At 56.0% G+C, this 22,050-nt stretch carries 19 protein-coding genes; 18 read left to right on the top strand and 1 reads right to left on the bottom strand.

Annotated elements, in window-relative coordinates; translation table 11 throughout:
- Nucleotides 1-87: 87 nt before the first annotated feature.
- On the bottom strand, nucleotides 88-777 hold the full coding sequence (locus tag F3J08_RS04260; protein ID WP_370458669.1) for a winged-helix domain-containing protein: 690 nt from the start codon (nucleotides 775-777) through the stop codon (nucleotides 88-90).
- A 621-nt stretch (nucleotides 778-1,398) separates the two neighbouring features.
- Between F3J08_RS04260 and F3J08_RS04255 the strand changes: the two genes are divergently transcribed.
- From F3J08_RS04255 to F3J08_RS04160, 18 genes are all read left to right on the top strand, one after another.
- Complete coding sequence (locus tag F3J08_RS04255) at nucleotides 1,399-1,626, top strand: hypothetical protein (protein ID WP_122040239.1); 228 nt, start codon at nucleotides 1,399-1,401, stop codon at nucleotides 1,624-1,626.
- Between the two features lie 96 nt (nucleotides 1,627-1,722).
- Complete coding sequence (locus tag F3J08_RS04250; protein ID WP_166928550.1) at nucleotides 1,723-4,296, top strand: hypothetical protein; 2,574 nt, start codon at nucleotides 1,723-1,725, stop codon at nucleotides 4,294-4,296.
- 143 nt (nucleotides 4,297-4,439) lie between these two features.
- Nucleotides 4,440-4,850, top strand: a complete 411-nt coding sequence (gene flgB / locus F3J08_RS04245; protein ID WP_122040242.1) for a flagellar basal body rod protein FlgB — start codon at nucleotides 4,440-4,442, stop codon at nucleotides 4,848-4,850.
- Between the two features lie 21 nt (nucleotides 4,851-4,871).
- A complete protein-coding gene (gene flgC / locus F3J08_RS04240) occupies nucleotides 4,872-5,279 on the top strand; it encodes a flagellar basal body rod protein FlgC (RefSeq protein ID WP_023980049.1) in 408 nt (135 codons plus the stop codon).
- Nucleotides 5,280-5,360: 81 nt separating this feature from the next.
- Nucleotides 5,361-6,104, top strand: coding sequence for a flagellar basal-body rod protein FlgF (gene flgF, locus F3J08_RS04235; RefSeq protein ID WP_035444297.1), 744 nt, complete (start codon nucleotides 5,361-5,363; stop codon nucleotides 6,102-6,104).
- 618 nt (nucleotides 6,105-6,722) lie between these two features.
- Nucleotides 6,723-8,387 carry a flagellar basal-body MS-ring/collar protein FliF gene (gene fliF / locus F3J08_RS04225; RefSeq protein WP_122040243.1) on the top strand — a complete coding sequence of 555 codons (1,665 nt, stop codon included), beginning with the start codon at nucleotides 6,723-6,725 and terminating at the stop codon, nucleotides 8,385-8,387.
- Nucleotides 8,384-9,433: a flagellar motor switch protein FliG gene (locus F3J08_RS04220; RefSeq protein ID WP_240149121.1), complete on the top strand. Its 1,050-nt coding sequence runs from the start codon at nucleotides 8,384-8,386 to the stop codon at nucleotides 9,431-9,433. Before fliF ends, F3J08_RS04220 begins: the two co-directional genes overlap by 4 nt.
- A complete protein-coding gene (locus tag F3J08_RS04215; RefSeq protein ID WP_166928549.1) occupies nucleotides 9,433-10,176 on the top strand; it encodes a hypothetical protein in 744 nt (247 codons plus the stop codon). Before F3J08_RS04220 ends, F3J08_RS04215 begins: the two co-directional genes overlap by 1 nt.
- Entirely contained in the window at nucleotides 10,177-10,530 is a 354-nt protein-coding gene (fliN, locus tag F3J08_RS04210) for a flagellar motor switch protein FliN (protein ID WP_370458661.1), read from the top strand.
- Nucleotides 10,531-11,019: 489 nt separating this feature from the next.
- Nucleotides 11,020-11,763, top strand: coding sequence for a flagellar type III secretion system pore protein FliP (gene fliP, locus F3J08_RS04200; RefSeq protein ID WP_370458668.1), 744 nt, complete (start codon nucleotides 11,020-11,022; stop codon nucleotides 11,761-11,763).
- 502 nt (nucleotides 11,764-12,265) lie between these two features.
- Nucleotides 12,266-14,449 (top strand): methyl-accepting chemotaxis protein, encoded by a 2,184-nt coding sequence (locus tag F3J08_RS17490; protein WP_166928546.1) that lies wholly within the window; start codon nucleotides 12,266-12,268, stop codon nucleotides 14,447-14,449.
- Between the two features lie 588 nt (nucleotides 14,450-15,037).
- Nucleotides 15,038-16,597, top strand: coding sequence for a methyl-accepting chemotaxis protein (locus tag F3J08_RS04190; protein WP_166928545.1), 1,560 nt, complete (start codon nucleotides 15,038-15,040; stop codon nucleotides 16,595-16,597).
- Nucleotides 16,597-16,881, top strand: coding sequence for a hypothetical protein (locus tag F3J08_RS04185; protein ID WP_166928544.1), 285 nt, complete (start codon nucleotides 16,597-16,599; stop codon nucleotides 16,879-16,881). Before F3J08_RS04190 ends, F3J08_RS04185 begins: the two co-directional genes overlap by 1 nt.
- Nucleotides 16,882-16,883: 2 nt before the next feature.
- A complete protein-coding gene (locus tag F3J08_RS04180) occupies nucleotides 16,884-17,267 on the top strand; it encodes a response regulator (RefSeq protein ID WP_122040249.1) in 384 nt (127 codons plus the stop codon).
- Between the two features lie 15 nt (nucleotides 17,268-17,282).
- Nucleotides 17,283-19,604, top strand: a complete 2,322-nt coding sequence (locus F3J08_RS04175) for a chemotaxis protein CheA (protein WP_166928543.1) — start codon at nucleotides 17,283-17,285, stop codon at nucleotides 19,602-19,604.
- Between the two features lie 39 nt (nucleotides 19,605-19,643).
- On the top strand, nucleotides 19,644-20,114 hold the full coding sequence (locus F3J08_RS04170; RefSeq protein WP_023980062.1) for a chemotaxis protein CheW: 471 nt from the start codon (nucleotides 19,644-19,646) through the stop codon (nucleotides 20,112-20,114).
- Nucleotides 20,111-20,950 (top strand): protein-glutamate O-methyltransferase CheR, encoded by an 840-nt coding sequence (locus F3J08_RS04165; RefSeq protein ID WP_166928542.1) that lies wholly within the window; start codon nucleotides 20,111-20,113, stop codon nucleotides 20,948-20,950. Before F3J08_RS04170 ends, F3J08_RS04165 begins: the two co-directional genes overlap by 4 nt.
- Nucleotides 20,902-21,993: a chemotaxis response regulator protein-glutamate methylesterase gene (locus tag F3J08_RS04160; protein WP_370458660.1), complete on the top strand. Its 1,092-nt coding sequence runs from the start codon at nucleotides 20,902-20,904 to the stop codon at nucleotides 21,991-21,993. Before F3J08_RS04165 ends, F3J08_RS04160 begins: the two co-directional genes overlap by 49 nt.
- Nucleotides 21,994-22,050: the final 57 nt, after the last annotated feature.

Raw genomic sequence — 22,050 nt, 5'->3', positions numbered from 1 at the left:
CACGAGGTAGCGCGATACGCAATACCTCGCAGGCCACCTTCCCAAGGCATGACAAGTCAAGCAATGCCTTGGATACCCTGATTTGGCTCAGCTCTGAGCCCGTCCAGGCGATGCCATGGAACCAAGCATATGGATACCGCCCGTCACAGGGAGGCAATTTTCTCTTGCCGGGGTACGAACGTGCAATTCTTCCTGAGGCAGAACAATTGTCACTGGTGAAAACGCAGGCTCATTCAGTCGATAACCTATCCCCCATTGGGTTGTGAATGGCTCGTTTATTCCGAAAGCCCTTATCTTCTTTCTGATCTTGCAAATCATTACGTCGATAACCTTTCCGAAGGGCTCGTCTTCACCACTATAAAGGCTATCCAGCAGCACTTCCTTACTCAGGACCTGGTTTTTGCGCATGACGAGAAGGACGAGAAGATCATATTCCTTTCGGGTCAAGGGAACCACGGCCCCGTCGATGTGCACCTCGCGGCGGTCGATACCGACCGACATTCTGCCAACTTGCAATGTTGGGCTGTCATGACCGCCCGCGCGCCTGGCCACGGCGCGCAAACGCGCGAGAAGAACCCTGTGATCGGTCTCCTCGCCAACGCAGTCATCTGCGCCCGCAGAAAGCAGCTCGACCTCTCCTTCCGCCGAACCGATTTTACGAACAACGATGACAGGTACTGCAATCTTCCCTTTGCGTAATTGCCGGATGATGCGGGTATCCGAAGCGGCCTGCTGCAGAACCACGATATCATAATGCGTGCGCCGCAAGGTCTCCACAATCCCGGCAGGGCCGCTGGCCGTGATCGACAGGGACCCTGCTATCGCCGCTTTCGCGAGCTCGTCGCTCGGCCTTCCTGCCCCGGAGCTTTCAGCAACACACAATACGCGCATTTATGATCCACCAATAGTTTTACTTATGATTATATAATTTTGTCTGGTTATTTAGTTGGTCAATTATGGAAATCTTCCTTGACTACCCTACCTGCGTTCACAGACCGACATTACTGGTCGAGATCCCTCAAAGGGCACAGGCTGACCATACAGGGCAGACATTAACGAGACTACCAGTGGGTGACGAAATATGGCTGAACCGCGACAATTTTTTTCCCCTGTTGCCCAAAGTCACCGCGACATCGTCAAATTCCATCAATACCCCCTCCGGTACGCAGTTTCGGGATACCCGGAACGTTTCGACAAAAGCATGGCCCTGCCATCGGAATTCGTGCTAACACTGAGTTATGGGGCGTGAGGCGTTCTCACATGTAACAAGCAAAAACCTTAACGTTATTGTAATAAAGAAGGCGCATAAATTGTGACAAAATGTTTGGCAGCATAAGCCACAAGCCATTTTCACGGGGTCTTTGTGCCCCGTTTGACGATTTATAACCGGAAACAACAATGTCAGATATTTCAGCTGCCTCCTCGCTCTCCGCCGCGCTGCGCCAGGCGACAAGCACGAGCGCACACGCATCCTATGCTGCAAGCCGCCACGGTACCCTGTCATCTCAAGCTGTTGCCGAAACAGCCAAATCCGGGGCAGTACAATTCTCTGCTGACGGGGGCTTGTCCGCAACCTCTGCACGAAGCGGCTCGACCATCACCCAGATTCTCGATTTTCTGGCCTGACCTGATAGCGCCCATGTCCTGCCAGATAGAAAGAACGCCCGTTACCGCGGGCGTCTGCACTGGAGATATCGGCCACGCTCATTGGGCGGACCGGCTGTGTCGCATCTGAATTTCAAGGCAATCGGGAAAGCCCTGCGCCTCGCACCCGCCGCGTTGCTGCCAGGCCTTGTCTTTGTGGCGTCCGCAAGGGCCGATCATCGGCATACGCTTCCAGGACACAAAGAGCTGCACCCGCATACGCGGCCTGCCCAGCCGCGAGAAATACCAGACCAGAAAGAGCATCTGCCTGATCGGATTTCCGGGAGTGACCTTGTGCAAGGCCTCCCCCCTTCGTGGCGTGCAACGCTTCTGAATGCTCCTGCAGCCTCACCTACGGAAAAGACAGACAGCAGGCCCAAACCCGCCCCTGCACCCCTGCCCGCTGTCACAACGGCAACCGCGCCGTCAGGGGCCGATCTGCCCGTGGCAACGTCACAGGCATCCCAGGATCGGATCCTGCTGCCTATCCCGCCCAAGGCTGGCATTGCGGCATTCGAGAGCGGGGATCGCTTTATCATCATCGTTGATAACGCCATTCCGATAGACACGTCCGCGATACATGGAGACGGTGTTTTTTCGTCCCTGAGCGTCGATGTATTGCCAGACGCCACCATCATCCAGCTGCGCAGATCAGACAGCCGACCGCTCTTCCTGTCACAACAGAGCGATGGTTGGGTGCTGGGGCTCAAACCGCCGCTCGATATTCCCCAGCAGGATCGACGCACTATAAACCCTCACGTCGTCGCAACGGGTGTCCTGTATCCGATGCGCCGCAGCGGACGCGTTCTATCTGTATCTGACCCGGCCTCGGGCGCACGCCTTTTGATTGGCACCTCCCTTCTCGATGATGGGGGCGTTACATCCATGCGACGTACACCGGGATACGATGTGTGGCCGACCAATGAGGGCGTCGTCGTCTCTGCACGTGACGCCGAAATCACTCTATCCGCCGTCCCTTCTGGCCTTCTGCTCAATCGAGACGGACACAGCATGGTGGATGATGGACAGGCGGTCTATGCCAACGACATCGATCTCGAGTGGCTTGCCCTGAAAGATCTTGGCGATACCGCTCTGCGCCAGAGATTTCATGACGCTTTTCTCGCAGCAGCAGACTCCAGCCCCTCCAAGCGCTTCGAGGCTCGCGTGAAAGAAGCGCAGGCAGCCTTCAGCATGGGAGCATTTACCGAGGCGAGAGGTATACTGGCTGTTGCGCTCAGAGACGATCCAGAGGAAATCGGCCGTCCGGAAATAAGGTTCCTGACTGAAGCAACCGCGCTGATGAGTGGCGATCTTGAGGACGCCTCGGGATTGGATGGCCCATGGCCCGAGAAACAGCAACGAGCGGCGCAGTTATGGCGGGCACTCTATCTTGCTCAGGCTGATCAGATCGATGCGCGCGGCACCCATCGCCTCGTGCTTGATCTCGATCGGATCAGGAGTTACCCCGCGAACGTGCGGGATATTTTGCTTCCCCTCGCTGCCGAAACGATTGCGCGCAACGCTACGCCCACTGATCTGCCCGCCTTGAACAAGCTGCCGCAGTCATCTGGCTTTCAGTTGAGTCGCGCGCTCGCCAATATGCGGCTCGGTCGGACCGACGCAGCACGGAGAAGCCTTGAACACCTCAGGACCGATCGCGATCCTGTAATCGCCGAAAAGGCGGCGGAAAGCGAGATCGTGCTTGACCATATGCAGGGCAAGTTATCTCCCCAGCAGATGATCCGTGCCCTTGATGCCATCATCCTCGATGCGCGACTGGCCGGGCGCGAGATGGCGGTTCGTCTCACTCAGGCGGAGGCATTTCTGCAGCTGGGCGATTGGCAAAACGCTGCTCTGATGATCGATCAGGGCGTCCCCCCAGGGCGCCCCTCTGCCTTGATGAGCAAACGTAACACGATACTTCTGAAAGCCCTGAAGGGGCTGGCTGAAATTCCCGCCACCGGTCTGGACAACCAACAGGTGCTACGCAATGCAGCGCTACTCAGGGCCCATATTGCAGGACTTCCGAACGGTCCCGAGCAGGCCAGCCTACAAGCTGCCTATGGAAAGCTTCTTCTTTCTATCGGTCTGATCGATGACGGGTCCAAAGCACTCGAAACAGCCGTGCCGGCTCTGGAGAGTCCGGAAGACAAAGCCAGCGCGGGTCTTGCTCTCGCCAAACTCGCCATACAGCAACGAGACGCGGCCCGCGCGCTTCAAACGCTCGACATGACCGAGTCTGAGACGGTATCCCCCGAACTTCGCGCGCAGCGCAATGTCGCAAGAGCCGAAATTGCCCTTCTGGACGGAAACACGGCCAAAGGTCTCAACATCCTCAAGGACGCACAGGGCCAGTCTGCCAGACTGGTATCAGCGGCCACCTTTGAAAATCAGGGGGACTGGGCCGCTGCGACCCATGAGCTCAAAATTGTCGCACAGGAAAATCTTCCCGCCAAAGGTACTCTCTCGGATGTGGCGCAGGACCTTGCTCTCAGACTCGCATCCGACGCCGCACGTGCCGGAGATGACACAACGCTCAAATGGCTTGCAGGGCGCATCGACGGAAGAGCGATGAGCCCTTCCAGGGCAAGCATATTTTCGCTTTTAACCCAGCACGCCCCGCCGCCCACCCTGTCGGCCGGCAATCCATGACATACCGCAGAGAGGCGACGCAGAAATTTTTTGTTACGCATCGCGGTTCTGCTTCTCCGGGCCGCTTTTTCATACTAGAATGGGAACTATCCTGATAATGCTATTTATCGCTTCTGTCGGCGAAGAATGAAGGGCGAAATTTAATGCTCCAAGCAACGTCACCGCTTTCAGTCAGCGCTGATAAAGGGACAGATATTCTCGACCTCGCCAACCGCCGCATGCAGTGGTTGCAGTCGCGCGAGACGCTCATCGCAGGCAATATCGCAAATGCAAATACGCCTAATTATGTGGCCCGTGATCTTCCTGATTTCAAAGGCGCCCTGCAGAACCAGATGTCTGTCCAGCTTGCCCAGACTGAGCCAGGGCATATTGCCAGCAACACGAGCCAGAAAGGTTCGGTCAAAGCCGATAGCAGCACGTCGATCGATGGCAACAAGGTCGACCTTGAAAGCGAACTCGTCAAGATTGCGCAGACCGACGACCAGCAGCGCATGGCTACGAGCGCTTACAGCACCTATATGTCCATGTTTTCTCTCGCTCTGGGTTCATCCTGAGCCTGGTCTTTCGAGGTCGAAATGAACTTCACAGATACTATCGGAATTTCCGCGTCCGGCATGCAGGCTCAGGCGAAGCGCCTACAGGTCGCAGCCGAGAACTTGGCAAACTCTGAAACGACTGGCTCTACACCGGGTTCCGATCCCTACCGCCGAAAAACCATTACATTTAAGGAAATTCTTAATCGCGATACCGGCGTTTCATCTGTCTCAGTGAAGGAGATAGGTGAAGACCGGACAGCCTTCGAGACCCATTACGACCCATCCCAACCGGCCGCAGACAAAAATGGACTCGTCAAGCTTCCCAATGTCGATGCGATGACCGAAATTATGGATACCCACGAAGCACAACACTCCTATGAGGCCAATTTGAACGCCTTGCAGGTGACGCGTTCGATGCTCACGCGCACGATCAACCTGATGAAGTAATGGAATGGATTTCCATGGTCACGCGCAAGTCTACGCGCGTGATTTATTTAACATTCAAAATGAAAAGGCTGGTCGAGCGCCATGGATAGCACTGCTTATATTGCCTTGTCGCGCATCGACGTGCTCAAGCGTGAACTCGACGTTGCCGCCAATAATCTGGCGAACGAGAATACCGACGGCTTCAAGGGATCCCGGGAGCTCTTTTCGCAATATCTTGTCCATCAGAAAGGGTCCGGGGTGACTCCAGGGGATCGGGAGCAGGCGTATGCCCAGGATAAGGCAACGTTCAGGGATCTGGTCCAAGGCCCCTTGAGAAGCACAGGTAACGCGACCGACGTTGCGATCAATGGTGACGGCTATTTCACCGTCCGCACAACGCAAGGGGTACGACTGACCCGCAACGGACAATTTACACGCCGCCTCGATGGCACGATCATTGATAGCGCGGGCAATCCTGTGCTCGACAATAACGGTCGCAATCTTGTTCTGCGGCAAGAGAGCGGAGATTTCTCGATCGCCAAGGACGGAACCATATCGACCGAAGATGGTCCACTGGGGACGATAGGCGTTGTCACGGTCGATAACCCCCAGACACTCATGGCAGAGGGCAGCTTCCTCTTCAAACCTACAACGCCAACGCGGCAGATGCCCACTCCCGAGTTGCATCAGGCAATGCTAGAGGGAAGCAATGTCAATGCGGTAGCCGAAACGACCCGTCTGGTGCAGATCCAGCGCGATTACGATCTCACTTTTCAGCTCATCCAAACGGAGACGACGCGAGGCATGAATGCTATCGACAAGATTGCAGCCGAGCCTAGCAGTTGACGCTGACGAAGCGATTCCGCATGCCGGCCTCTCCCCATCGGTGATTGAAATGCTCCCCTCTCGATCAAGGATCGCAATGAGCTTCCGGTTCTGCGGTTTCTCTTACAGGCCCATGCTTCGTTGCTGCATACTCGGGATAACTGGTCTTCAGCTTTCTGCGTGCGCGGCTGATGACATCGCACGTCATCTTACCGGTCGTGAATGCAACGCCGGTTACATACAGCAGGGTGAAGACTGGTGCGCTCCAGCCGAGCGACCACCTGCGCCGCAGCCATATTGCACCCAAAGCTGGAACGGCGTGGACTGCTGGAGCAGACCTGACCTCATGCCAAATGTCGCTCGTCAGGTGGCGCAGGGCCCCACGGGCCTAACGCAGGATCAGAACGCGGACCGCCTCAATCTGCCGCTCAAGGAAACACCGCCAACGAATGCCTACATCCCATGATGAGCATGCTTCCACGCGGACGGGGAGCATTCGGGCTGGAAAAATTGACGCCTTACAATACGCTAAAATATTTGATGCATTATACAAAAATATACCTCAGGAAACACACGGGAGATTGGACGCCGACCATGAATAAACCAGAAAAAACCGATCGCGTCTGACGACAGTTATTTATGAAAAATCTCCTTACATCCATAAAGGGGCTGGGTCGTAACCAGCTGATTGCCCTGGGCGCCGCAGGGGCTCTGCTGCTCGGACTTCTGGGGTATCTCGCGCTTGGTGGCTCTGGGCAGCCCAACGCACTGGTGTACGGCAATCTGGACCTCAACGAGGCAGCCCGGATGGTCGAAGACCTGTCAAAGGCCCATATTCCGAGTTCGACCTCCCCGGATGGAACGAGCCTTTACGTATCCAGCGACCAGGTTGCAAAAGCTCGCCTCCTTCTCGCCAAGGATGGCCTTCCCAATGGTGGAAGCGTTGGTTACGAGCTGTTCGACAAGAGCGCGACCCTGACGAGTACCCAATTCGAGCAAAACATCAACGAAACCCGCGCCCTGGAAGGCGAACTCGAGCGCTCGATCCGGCTCCTTCAGGGAATACGCAATGTGCGGGTGCATCTCGTATTGCCTCATCGTGACCTGTTTTCGGTGCAGACAAACCCGTCTCAAGCGAGCGTCGTTATCGATATCGGCCACGGAGGACGCATCGCACCTGACGGCATACAGGCGATTCAGAACCTTGTTGCCGCCGCAGTGCCGGGGTTGAGGCCGCAATCCATCTCGATTGTCGATACACGCGGCGATGTTCTGGCGAAACCGGGAGAGCCGAACAGCGAGGACGGCCAGGAGAGCGCATTCGAGAAGTTCCGTCATGCCGAGGAGACACGGCTGTCTCAGTCTGTTGAGGAGATGCTCATCCCTACGCTGGGCACGGCGCATGTCAGGGCGCGGGCCGCAGTCGTCATCAACAATGACGAAGTGCACGAAACAGAAGAAAGCTTCGATCCGAACCAGCAGGTACTGCGGTCGCAACAAACCAGTACAGACAAAAGCGTCAACACTGAGTCGACCCCCAACACATCTGTCGCGAACAACCTGCCGAACGCAAATGCCGGGCAAACCGACAAAAACGGATCGAGTGATACGCGTGACGAAGAAACCAATAATTATGAAATTGGCAAGCGCGTCCGGGTCGTTAACCAAACTCACCCACGTGTGGCACGAATCAGCATAGCGGTCATGGTTGATGGTTCCTACACGAGGGATAAGAGCGGAACAGAAGTGTGGAAGCCTCTCGATGCAGCCGCAATCGACCGCATCACCACACTTGTGAAAACCTCAGTCGGTTATGACAAGGCCCGTGGAGATCAGGTCGAGGTCGTATCAATGCGATTTATGCCGGATGGAGGTGTCGAACCCCTCCCGGCTGCGCCAGGCTTCTTCTCGCGCGCTAACCTGATATATCTGGCAGAATGGATCATACCGATCCTCCTCGCTCTGGGTGCAGGGTTCTTCGCGCTCAGGCCACTCCTCCGCCGCAAAACGACGACACACCCTGCCCTGTCGCGATCTGGCCCCACCCATCTGGAAGCGCTTGGTGGCTCCGGTTCCTATAGGGAGGGAGAGCCTGATCACGCGGCTCTCGGACAGGGTTCGTCTAACAGCCTAGCTCTTCGCACTGATACCGATACCGTGTCGATAGATGGAATTGAGGGGAGAGCGCGTGCAGGAACGATTTCGAAGGTCGCTGACCGTATCGATCAAAACCCTGAAAGCAGCCTGAGCATTATCCGAAACTGGCTCGAGGCACCCGAGCCACGTCCGGGAGCTTCATCATGAATAACGCCAGCCCCCCCGATATGCCTCCCGCAGCTCCCATAGCGCCGGAATTTTCCCTCTCCGGCAAACAGAAGGCAGCAATTCTTTTCATGGCAATCGGTCGTGACCGAAGCGCCGCACTCATGCAGTCCCTGCACGAGGATGAAATACGTGACATCTCGATCGCCATGGCGGGACTGGGCGTCGTCAAGGCCGCCATGGTCGAATCGGTGTGTCGGGAGTTTGTCGAGAATTTCGAATTGGCCGATGGTCTCGTCGGGACTTTTGAGACAACCGAAGCTTTCCTGCGCCGCTCACTCAGTGCCGAGCAGGTCGAAAAGATCATGGACGAGATCCGTGGTCCCGCTGGCCGCAATATGTGGGACAAACTGGCAAATGTGCAGGAGTCAATTCTCGCCAACTACCTGAAGAGCGAGTATCCGCAAACGGCTGCGGTTATCGTGAGTCGTTTGCAGCCCGCGCATGCAGCACGTGTCCTCGCCTTGCTGCCTGAGGATTATGCGACAGATGTGATGATGCGTATCCTGCATATGGAAACGGTGCAGCGCGAAGTGATTGAGAGTGTCGAGGCGACCCTGAGATCCGAATTCATCTCATCCCTCGGACGGTCATCCAAGCGGGACAGTTATGAACTCCTCGCCGAGGTATTCAATAATTTCGATCGCAAGACGGAGGGGCGCCTTACAGAGCTCATGGATCGTCAGAGCCATGAGGATATGGAGAAGGTCAAATCGTTGATGTTTACCTTTGAGGACATCGCGCGTCTCTCACAGGAATCCCTCATGCGAGTTGTGACCGAGGTGGATCGGGATCGCCTCCCGGTTGCCCTGAAGGGAGCGACGGACAGCGAACGCAAACTCTTCCTTCAGTGCATGTCAAAACGGGCAGGCAATATCCTCCTGGAAGAAATTGCATCGCTAGGCCCCATACGTGTCAAGGACGTGGAAGCTGCACAGGCAGAAATCGTAACGACCATCAAGAATCTCATGAACGCGGGGGAAATCGATATAAGCGATAACTCCGCAAGCGACGAATTCATCTCCTGATGCGAGACTTCGTTCCTTTTTCACTCAAGTCCAGACGAGAGGACCAGGCGAGTAACGCTGATACCGCCACCCTGCCGCTCGCCCGCCACCTTGTTGATTTCGATGCCAAGCCAATGCCCCCGGCACCGCCTCCCGCCACCGATCAATCGGATTCGGCTCCGGCAGACGGGCAAGCGAAGCCTTTGGTGTCCTTGGCTCAGGACGAGATTGATGCGCTGCAGCGTGCCGCTTACGACGCTGGTTTTGCAGCAGGCGCGGCTTCGGAGCAGGCCAGAGCCGAAGCCAACCTATCTTCTACACTGGCGGACATGATCCGTCAGAACGAAGATGTATGCGCCCGCCACTTCAGCCTGGCGCAAAAGGCGGGGGAAATTTTTGCCGAGGCGTTGGTCGACATCGTCAGCGCTCTGACCCGCCTCCCCCCGGAGCAATTGAATGGTATCCATCGCGATCTTCTGCAGGATGCAATCGATCTGATTCTGGGATCCGAGACAGTGGTTGAGGTGACTTGCACCGCAGATGACGAAGTCCGCCTCAGAAGCGCGATTACCCAGCCTGACAAAATAAGGTTTGAGCCTTGTGCTGTTCCCGGGGATTCACGTATCAGAATCAGCACTGAGACCAACACGATCGTCCTCGACCCGGAAGAATGGCGCAGGAAGGCAATTGAGAAGGTGCTGACCTCACTCAACTCTTTGCAGCGTTCACCAACTGCCTCACCCAAGACGACAAACGGACCGTAAATGATGAATGCAGATAACGGAATGATGGGGCTCGAGGATTTTGCCTCAGAGCCTCTCGATTCTTCAGGTTCCACAACCGAGACAGCAGCTGCCGGCAGCTCCACCGCGCCTCGAACCGAAGCCGTCTACGATATCCCGGTCAAGATTACTGCAGTGATCGGCACTGCCACCATGCCGGTCAGCCAACTTCTTAGGTTGGGGCGCGGCGCCGTGGTCGAGTTGAACAAGAAACTGGGCGAAGCTGTCGATATCTACGCCAATAACCGTCTCATTGCACGTGGCGAGCTGGTTGTCGTTGATGACAACAACATAGGCGTGACAATGACTGAAATCCTGTCGTCTTCGTCCTCCTGAGTGTGAACACCATGCTTGCTCAGGGCCAATGTAACGCATGCAACGGGCAGCACGGATGAGCCTCCTGTCATGGGTGAGCTATGGTGCATCGTTTGCACTGGTAATATCGCTGATATTCCTTTTGCGATTTGTTGTGCGCTATCTTGAACCCCGCCTGACCAGACGGAATACAACCAGAAGTTTACAGATTGTGGAAGCACTGCCTCTTGATCCGAAAAGGCGACTGGTCGTCTTTTCCTGTCGAGGGCGCGAAGGCCTTCTACTCACCGGGCTAAATGGAGATTCGTTCATCGGCTGGCTTGAGGGCGATTGCGGCTCGAACGACGGTCTCGTCCAGGCTAATCCTGAACCTGCCTCGGGTTTCAGCCAGTATCTCTCCGTCGAGCGTAGCTCATGAATAATTTTGTGATTCATTTAATCCGGGCGATAAAATCCCGCGTAGTGAGCTCATGTAATACCAAAGCTACGACCTCTGGCAAGAGTCGAACCATCGGCCATTGTTTCACGCTTGTTGCCCTCACAGCCGTTCTGCTTTGTGCCCCTTGCATCGCGCACGCGCAGTCTCTTTCTATCGATCTTGGCGGTAGTGGCGGCAGCCCTGGAACAACGAGCCGCCTGATCCAGCTTACTGCTCTCATCACTCTGCTGTCTCTGGCACCGAGCCTTCTTGTAATGGTGACTGCTTTCACGCGTATCGTGATCGTCCTGTCGCTGCTTCGGGGTGCAATTGGCGCACAAGGCACCCCACCGAACACAATCATCATCGGCCTCTCGCTATTTCTTACGTTTTTCGTGATGCAGCCTACTTTTGAACGATCCTGGTCAGAGGGGATCGCACCGATGATCAGTGGGAGCATGTCGGAGATAGACGGCCTCAAGGCTGCAGCAGAGCCATTCCGCGGCTTCATGGTTGCGCATGCCCGGCCTGGCGATCTCGCAACTTTCTATCATCTGGCCAATCTCACACCTGCCAAGACCGCTGCGGAAACCCCATGGCGGGTCCTGATGCCTGCTTTCATGATTGGCGAGTTGAGCAGAGGCTTCGAAATGGGCTTCCTTCTTTATCTGCCCTTCCTGATCATCGATATCGTCACATCAAGCGTGCTGATGAGTCTGGGCATGATGATGCTGCCCCCTGCAACAATCTCGCTGCCATTCAAGCTCATCTTCTTTGTCATGATTGATGGGTGGCAGATGGTAGCAGGCGGCCTGGTACGCAGCTTCGGCTCCTGACAGGCGCGTTTCAGCAATGACGCCACCAGCCGGCTATTCCCGCTCTAAACCGAAGCTCAGTCCAACCATTCACGCCGTAAGGGTTGAGACGCAAATGCCGTCGCATGCCTCAACCATGGAAGCCCTGACCTCACCCCTGCGCGCACCCCGATAAAGCTTAAAAGTACGGATTCCATTCGTTACGATCTGTCGTCGGCCACGGCAATGAGTACAGAACGCTGCTTCGCGGAATTCTTCTCACGCTGTTACCTGTTTACCAATCTGAACAAAAATCTCGTCCAGAATGAAACATAACGATGACGGAATATATTGACGCATAACATCCGGCGTGAATGATTAACCTGAATCTAACGTTGCGGGAGCGGGCTTGCCCGCAAACGCGCCTCATGCCCCAGCGCCCACCTTCACGCCCGTCGGGAGTCTCCGCTCTAGCAAATTTTATCGATGAGTCTTTTCACCCCTCCTTCCAGCCTCATGCCTCCAAAAACGGAAAGCAGTCCCCGTGCGCAGAAAATCTCTTCATCATCCTGCCTTCAATCTCGCCAGCAAAATCGTTCTGGCCTGCGGCATTTGCTTCGTAGCAATCCAGATCGTCGCCGTATCCATATCCGGGTTCATGATGAAGAAAGAGGTAGAGAAAAAAATCTACTCGCAAGCAATCCAGAAAAGTCAGATATTGGGTCAGAAGATCGCCCGATCAATAGCTGAGCAGAGCCTGGTTGTACGAGGCATTCAAAGCGCCATCGAAAGCGGCCATCAGACGGGCGTCTTGAACAAGCAGTTCATTGTTGACCTTCTGGTCGAGGATATGCGGCGTTTTCCAGCGATTTTCGGCATGGATTTCAAGGAGGTCCCACACGGTTTCGATGGGACGCAGCTTCCGGGCGGTCCAGGAACGAACCCGGAGGGAATATTCTTCCCTTATGTCGTGCGTGACGGTCATGGAAATATCGCCGTGCGGACCCCTTCCGCCCACTATAGCGATTTTTACAAGGCCATAATCAGAACGGGCAACCCGGATGGCCTTGAACCCTATATCGACCACGATTCCGGTGTTCCCATGGTCTCCCCGACCTTTCCTATCACGTTCAATGGCAAACGAATCGCCGTCGTAGGGGCGGATATCCCCTTGGACTGGCTTGCCCCTATGCTCAAGGAAGTCCAGATCGCACCGGGCACCAGGATTTCGCTTCTGTCCAGCCAGGGCTTCTGGGTCGTAAGCCCTACACCTGCCCAGATCATGCAGCACTTCCATGATGACGCCTCCAGAGCTTTCAGCAAGGCCCTCTCTGCGCACGATGTCACCATCATCCCCGGGTTTGACGGTGGGAGTGCAGACCGTATCCTGGTTCCCATCACGGTGGATGGTTTCGGCACTTACTGGACCCTCGTGGTCGACCTCCCGGGTGAGGCCATCACGACACCGGTCTGGCATACAATTTTCACTCTCGTCATTCCGGGCATCGTGCTGATCGTCATTTCGCTCGTCCTGATGTGGCTCATCTTCCGCAAGCTTCTCAGCAACCCGCTAGGCAGCCTGATTCATGCTGTCTCTGAATTGGAAAACCGCCACTATCAGGCACGTGTCTTCGGAACAGAGCGCCAGGATGAACTCGGTGCAATCGCACGCGGGCTGGACGCATTCCGCTCATCATTGCTGAAGGCCCAGGAAGCCGACTTGCTTCTGGAAGGGGAGCGACGCCGTAACGAAGAAGCGCAGCGGGTGCGGCATGAGCAGGATGAACGCAGGCTGGATGACATAAGAAAGGTCGTTGCGCAGATTGGCGGGGCGCTTTCGGCCCTTTCGAACGGCGATCTCGCCTCAGAACTGCGTCAGCCTCTTCCCGATGAGTTCGAAATTTTACGGACGGATTTCAACAGGTCGATCAGGGAACTCGCAAATACCATCTCAGGTATCTCGACTGCTGCACAGACCATCCGGGATGGGAGCGAAACCGTCCATGGCGGTGCCGAGAATCTGGCACAACGCACCGAACAACAGGCGGCTGCTCTTGAGCAGACAACGGCTGCGATCAGTCAGATCGCGAGCAGTGCCTCTCATTCGGAAGAGCTGATCACCAGCGCCCAGTCGATCGGCGAGGAAGCCTGCCACTCTGCCGCAGCTTCAGCCGATATCATGCGCCGCACACGTGACGCCATGTCGCGGATAGAGAACAGTTCGTCCCAGATTGTCGACATCGTCTCGATCATCGAGAACATTGCTTTTCAAACCAATGTCCTTGCCCTGAATGCCAGCATCGAAGCGGCGCGGGCTGGCGACGCCGGTCGCGGTTTTGCCGTCGTGGCTGACGAAGTGAGAACTCTGGCGCAGCGATGCACCGAAGCGGCCAAAAGTGTGAGTGCGCTCGTAGGGAAAACATCCGACGAGATACATATCGGCGCCGAATGTGTGCATGAAACAGAACATGCGCTTGCCACGATTTCCGGCCTTGTCACAACGATGGGTGAAAGACTGACCACCATCGTTCGAAATGCGCGCGAACAGGCGGTAAGCCTGAAGGAGGTCAATTCGGCCATCGGGGTCATGGATCGCACGACACAGCAGAATGCCGGTATCGCAGATGAGGCACGTTCTGCTTCCAGAAGCCTGTCGGATGAAACACACTCCATGCTTCACCTGATCCTGCGTTTTTCGCTCCCGGCAACGAGCGCGGCGACCTATTGAAGGTCACACCCTCCTGCCTTGAGCGCATCATGTTGCATCGAGGCGGGTGGTCTCCTTACAGGGCCAAAATATCGTCAGGCGCTTACCGCTCACACCTGGAGTGGACGCCCACAATCAGGTCGTCGCCGGGACTACAGGGTGACAAGCGACGACTCCCCATGGCGGCTGGCCTCTGACAGCCGCCCCCCTCAGCCACCAACGGGAGGTCGTCGATCCTCGATCAGGTTTCTTCAGTTCTTGCGCTGCACCAGAAACGCTCATTCAGACGACAGCATGAGACATGGGCGCTTTCTGATGATACGGCAGGATAACGCGAAAAGCGCGGAAAGCCTCTCTCCGGCAGATAGTGCCTGAGAGGTAATAACTCCCTGATATCATGACCCACTAGCCGACAATTTTCGGGATCTCATCATCGTACGCGATACGCTTAACTTGTTCTTAATGGCTTCGTGTGAGCGTAAAGTCTCTGATCTTTGCGGCCGAAGGATAAAGACGAGATCGAAAAGACACTTTGCCCGCCACTCATCATAAATGACTATCGAAACAATAATTTCATATAATTTACTTACGATCGCAGAGTAGGAAAAAATGAAAACCTGGCTGTATCGAGAAGCATCATTCCGGTCCAAGATTGGTACGGTCATGCTTTGCTCCGAAATCCTGCTTGCCGCGATCGTGCTCGGCGAAGTCGCTGCTTTTCTCGCCGGGGCCCTGACGTCAGTCGCCTTTTCTTTCCTGCTGCCACTCACACTGATCACAGCGGCAGCTGTTTTTGCAGGATGGCAGATACTCAACCAGACAATCTCGGTGCCGGTGGAGGCAATCCTCAATATGGGGGAGGCCCTCCTCCGTGGAGATACACGTACGCGCACGCGTTACACTGGCTTCAGAGATGATAGCGGCTCCCTTGTGGCTCTACTGGAACGCCTTCACAACCAAACGCATGACGATGCTGACCGGGCGGCAGCCCACAAGCATATGAGCGAAGAGATTGAAGAGCTGAAGCGCACCGCTGCCAACAGGCAGAAAAGCGTCGCGTCAGGGGCGGAGACCCTCGTATCCGCACTGAAAACCGTTGCGCAGGGCAATCTGGATTGCCGCATTCCGGCCGAGGCGGCTGAGGGAGAATTCGCGCCGATCCGCGAGGCTTTCAACGAAGCATGCCAAAGCTGGAAACAGATCCTGCAGACAATGGCAAAAAGCTCGGAGTTCATTACGACCGGGGCTGCAGAGATTTCCACGGCCTCGGACGATCTCGCCAGAAGAACGGAGCGTCAGGCTGAGAATCTTGGCCAGGCGGCTGCCTCGGTACGTACGATCAGCAACGGCATTCAGACAACTGCCGATGTCTGTTCCGATTCCAGCCTCGAGACCAAGAAAACGCTCGACAAGGTCAAGCTCGCAACAGAAATCATGGCGGATGCCAATGCCGCAATGGTCGGCATTCAGAAGTCCTCGACAGCAATAAGCGAGATCATTTCCGTCATCGACGGAATTACATTCCAGACCAATGTTCTCGCGCTGAACGCTGGTGTCGAGGCTGCGCGAGCGGGCGACGCAGGACGCGGCTTTGCCGTGGTGGCGCAGGAAGTACGGTCACTTGCAGAGAAATCGGCCAAGTCAGCGAATGAGATCAAACGTCTCATATCTGTTTCCGCAGAGCAGGTCGACAAGGGCGTAACTCTCGTTCAGCGCACGAGTGAATATCTCAGCGATTTCTCCGAAAGCGTTTCGAACATAGCCCAGCGTATTGATGGCCTTACGGTCACAACGCGAGATCAGGCAGCGCGTCTCGTAGAGGTCACGACGTCGATCAACGAAATGGACCAGGTAACCCAGCAAAACGCAGCCATGGTGGAAGAGGCTACAGCCGCCAGCCATAACCTCAGCGCCGAGACCCGCACTCTTTCAGAAACGCTCGGACGCTTCCACGTGGATACAAACGCGAAGCCGAAAACATCTCCTCCCAGACCGCCAATGGCCAGACCTCCGGTCGTCAAACCAGCCGTCACAACGAGGACTGCTGTCGTCCCTCCGGTGGTGAAAAATCCGGCGCAGCCCCCTTCCCCCGCACCTGCCAAACAGGCGGCAGTTCCCAGGCCTGCTTTGCAAGTGACGTCTTCTGACCAGGGCTGGGAGGATTTCTGATGTCCGTCATACCTGTACCCCCGGAGACGATGCCTCATCAGATCATGCTTCCTCCGCGCCTTGACACCAAGGCCGCCGCAGCGCTGCGCGATGATCTCATGGTGGATGATGGCACTCCCCTGGATGGATCGGCAGTCACTTATCTCGGAGGTCTTTGCCTCCAGATTCTCCTTGCTGGCAAACGCGAGATTATCAACCCATCCGAAAAGTTGGCTGAAGCTCTGGCACTCTTCGGTGTGCCTTTCCTCCTGCGGGAACCCCGCACAACATCCAGCGAGACCTAGACATGAGCGATACAAAGACTGTGCGCGTTCTGACGATTGATGATTCCCGAACGATGCAGAGTATGCTCCGCACAGCCCTAGAAGGCGCTGGATACGACGTTATTCAGGGGAATGATGGTGTGGAGGGTATCAGCGTTCTCGAATCAGCGACCCCCGCGCCGGATGTCATCATTACCGACATCAACATGCCCCGTATGGATGGTTTCGGCGTGATCGAGACGGTGCGCGGCCTTGAGCCGTTCCGTCACCTGCCGGTCATCGTCCTCACAACTGAAAGCGACCAGGAAAAGAAGGCTCGTGCCCGAGCCGCCGGCGCAACCGGGTGGATCATAAAACCCTTCAACTCCGAAAGCCTTGTCTCCGCCATACGTCGCGTCACAGAGTAGAGAAGCAGGATCAGCATGAGCTCAGACATGGACGAAATCCTGGAGATTTTCTTTCAGGAATGCGAGGAGCAGCTGCAGGAGCTGGAAACAGGGTTGTCTGCGCTCGATGCAGATCGTGCGGAGGCGGATACAGTCAATGCGGTGTTCCGTGCCGTGCACTCCATCAAGGGCGGTGCCGCTTCGTTCGGTCTTCAGAATCTGGTCCGCTTCGCTCATGTGTATGAGAACTCGCTTGACGGTGTGAGGTCGGACCGGATCGCCCCCACACGCGACGTCATTGCCGTATTCCTCAAAAGCATGGATGTTCTGAGCGACCTCGTCGTCGAGGCGCGCGGAGGCGTGGCAGTCGATGCGGTTCGCATTGACGAGAACCTGGGCGAACTCCAGCGTGTCAATGCCTCCGGGGCTGGCCATACCGAAGCGAGCCAGGCTACAGATGCAGGGGCCGTCGAGGACAGCTTCTGCCCCGTCCCCATGGAGTTCGAGCCTGTCGCCTTCAGCTTCGACGACGATTTCGGCGTTGAGGCTGTAGAAAGTGAAATACCGGCCAAATGGTGTGTCTCTTTCCGCCCCCATGATGAGATGTATCACTGCGGTGACGATGCGCGGAATATTCTGACCGCGCTCTCGAATCTTGCGAAGAGCAAGAATGAAACGGCTCTGATCACTTGCGAAACAGATTCTTTACCTGATCTCGATGCGATAGATGCTGAAAAATCCTATCTCAGTTGGGAGATCCTGTTGCCTCTTACGGTTGAAGAGGCAGCAATACGCGATGTTTTCGATTGGGTCGTTGACAGCTGCACATTTACGATCAGTCGGGACGACAGAAATTCTATCCCGACGGAGGCGCCCAAGGCGTACCCGGAGGCTGATATAGCTCCTGATTCGGATGAGGGTGCGATTGTCAGCCCCGAGGAACAGCCTGCTCAGCCCTCAGGCGCCGATCTCGCAATCATCCCGCCAACACGTACGGATGATGAGCAGACACCCCAGTTACCGGCGGTCGACATCCGTCCTCCGGCAGAGAAAATTCTTGAAGCTCTTGCATCGACTTCGCAAACGCTCAGGGAGGAAGAGCCTTCCACCGCTGCGGTGAGTGGGACACGCAAGACCGAGACAGCATCCATCCGTGTCGATCTTTCGCGTGTGGACGATCTTATGGATCTCGTAGGTGAACTGGTCATCGCCCAGGCTGCGGTGCAGTCACTTTGCCAAAAGAGCGCCGTATCCGGCCATCATGAGCTGATACAGAGCATTGAGGGCATGCAAACCCTTACAAGGGACATACAGGATGCCGTAATGTCTGTGCGCGCCCAGCCGGTGCGGAGCGTCTTCCAGCGAATGCAACGCGTCGTGCGCGAGGCTAGCGCCATGACGCGCAAGGCTGTCAATCTCGAGCTGGAGGGAGAGGATACCGAAGTTGATCGCACCCTGATCGAAAAGCTGGCGGCACCGCTCACACATATGCTGCGAAACGCTGTCGATCACGGCATAGAGTCTATCGAAGATCGCTTGGCTGCGGGCAAACCATCTGAGGGAAATATCACACTCTCTGCCGAGCACCGCTCGGGGCGCATTCTGATCACGATCAAGGACGACGGCGCGGGCGTCAATCGCCAGCGTGTATTCGAGACGGCGGTGAAGCGGGGGATCATCCCACACGACGCAACCCTGAGCGAAGACGAGATCAACAATCTCATCTTTACCCCAGGCTTCTCAACGGCCTCAGAAGTCTCGGATCTCTCGGGTCGAGGGGTTGGAATGGACGTGGTCAAGCAGGCTATCATGAGCCTTGGTGGCCGCGTAGTGATCAGCAGTGTGCCAGGCAAAGGGACAACCTTCAGTCTCAGCCTTCCCCTCACCCTTGCCATTCTCGACGGGATGCTTATCAACGCCGCTGAAACAACAATGGTCATCCCGATCTCGGCCGTCTCTGAAGCCATTATCGTTAGTGAGGGCGATGTATACGCATTGCCAGATGGTACAAGTATCATCTCGAAGCGCGGCGAATGTATCCCGCTTTTACCACTTGCCGCGACTCTCGGTCTTGCCGCGCCACGCAAGCAGGAGACGCTCGAAGGCGCTGTCGTGCTTGTGGTCGAAAATGAGTCGGGTAGCCGCGCAGCACTCATTGTTGATGAAATCTGCGGTCAGACGCAGGTCGTCATCAAGAGCATGGAAAAGAACTATCGCCATATTTTCGGTGTGTCGGCCGCAACAATTCTCGGGGATGGAAGCGTTGCGCTTATTCTGGACGTTTCGGCCCTCATCGCAGCAGCACTCAGCCAGACAGACAACAAATCGATGCTCGGATTGTCCGAGCTGGTAGCCTAGATCTTCATGAACATGCTCAGTATCAATCAGGAACTTCCGATGACCGAACAACTGACAACCATTGAAGGGCCCGGTGTCTCGTCGATCAAGATGATCGTTTTTGCAGTCGGTGCACAGGAATACTGCATACCCATCCTTAGCGTACGCGAAATCAGAGGTTTCGAAAAAACCACAACTTTGCCCTTCGCCCCCGCTTACGTATGCGGTGCGATCAACTTGCGCGGCATTATCCTGACCGTTATCGATCTCGCAGCCTACCTGAACATTGCTCCGGAACTTGAGAATGCCCGGCGTGTCGTTGTCATTGTCGAATCAAGAGGCGGTGTGGTTTATGGCCTTCTGGTGGACCGGGTTATCGATCTCGCCGATATCAAATCGACTGATATCCAGCCGACCTCCGATGAGGGTGGATGCTTGCACGGTCTGGTGCTGGTCGATAACCGGATGATTGGAATTCTGAAGCTTGATACGGTCGTCAAACAGCTTGTTGGCGAATCCCCCAAAGAATGACCGTCTCCATCACCCTCACTGCCCCTGAATATACAGACAGCGATTTTCGACGTCTGCAGGGAATCGCACAAGAACAAGCTGGTATCTGCCTGCCAGACACCAAGAAGGCGCTCGTCTATGCACGTGTGTCGCGACGTGTGCGCGAAATGCAGATGGGCAGCTTCGAGGCGTATCTGCAGTTTGCCACCAGCCCTGCCGGCACGGTCGAGCTCGAAAAGCTGATCTGCGCTCTCACAACGAACGTAACGGGCTTCTTTCGTGAGCGGAATCACTTCGATCATTTGCGCACCGAAGTCATGCCCTCCCTGATTCCCTTGCTTCGTCAGGGAAAGAAGATACGTATGTGGTCAGCGGCCTGCTCGACAGGGCAGGAGCCGTGGAGCATCGCCATGACGACGCTAGGAAGCTTTCCGGAAATAGGGTCCTTTGATTTCCGCATTCTGGCGACAGACATCAACAGCGAAGTCGTGGCCCGTGCCGCCGAAGGCATTTATGCTCGCGACGAACTCGAGGGAATTCCGGAGCGGGAACGTTCTCTCTATCTTGTGGACCACGGCGGTTCGGCAAGCATGAGCGCCTCGTTGCGTGCCCTACCAAGCTTCCGGGTCCTCAATCTGAATGCTGGATGGCCTTTCCGCGGCAGCTTTTCAGTCATCTTCTGCCGCAACGTTGTCATCTATTTCGATGATACAACGCGCGAAGCATTGTGGGCTCGTCTTGCCGAACGCCTCGAGCCGGGTGGCTTCCTTTATGTCGGTCATTCGGAACGCGTCGCCAATGCTGCGCAGTGCGGATTGATCAATATTGCACCGACCATATACAAAAAGGAGGGCTAGGCTTGTCCCCCCCGGTGAAAGTACTTGTAGTTGACGACTCCCGGACGGCGCGCGCGATGATACGCCATGCTTTTCAGGGGCATCCTGATCTGCTGATCACAGGCGAAGCCTCCAATCCCCTCGAAGCCAAGGCTATGATCATCAAGGACCAGCCTGATGTCATTACGCTTGATATCGAAATGCCGAATATCAATGGGCTACAGTTCCTGGACAAGATCATGCGGTTGCGACCGATCCCGGTCGTCATGGTCTCGAGCCTGACACAGCGGAATGCCGAACTGGCACTCACTGCCTTGCAGATGGGTGCCTTCGACTGTTTCCCCAAGGCAATGTCATCCGCCCCCGGAGTCAACGCCTATGCCGGCCTGCCAGGGATCGTCCGCCAGGCGGCAAAGTCCAAGCCGGAAACACGCGCCAAAGAGACGAAGCTGCCAGCATCGACACCTGAGCGCCTTGTCTGGTCTCAGAATTTTGCCGTTGTCGCCATAGGCTCATCGACCGGAGGCGTCGAGGCACTTGAGGAGGTCTTGAGCGGGTTCCCTCCTGACAGCCCACCCATTGTCATATGTCAGCATATGCCAGCATTTTTCACAGCAAGTTTCGCTGCCCGTCTCGATAAGAAAATAGAGGCGCTATCGATACGCGAAGCACAGGATCGCGAAGTCCTGCAAAGGGGCGATGTCCGAATTGCGCCCGGTGGCTCTCATCATGTGACGGTTACCCTCAACGCTCAAACTGTCACGACACGACTGTATACGGGTCCCGCCGTCAACGGACATACGCCGTCTGTCGACGTACTGTTCGACTCGGTTGCGGAACAGGTGGGCAAGGCGGCGCTTGGCATCATTCTGACAGGTATGGGGCAGGATGGTGCAGAAGGGTTGCTAGCGATGCGCCGTTCAGGGGCATGGACAATTGCGCAGGACAAAGCGACCTCGGTGGTGTACGGAATGCCCCGCGTCGCTGCTGAAATCGGGGCAGCGGCGCAGATCGTGCCGCTCAACCAGATCAGCCATGCCGCGATGACCGCTCGGGTACGTTAACACCATGATCCGCTTTATTCGCCAATTATCAAAGCCTGACACATTACCTTCTCTCAG

The organism is Asaia sp. As-1742 (assembly GCF_011753235.1).
Lineage (GTDB): Bacteria > Pseudomonadota > Alphaproteobacteria > Acetobacterales > Acetobacteraceae > Asaia > Asaia bogorensis_B.
Note: the sequence above shows the minus strand (reverse complement) of the source record. Positions and strands in the feature narration are given on the sequence as shown.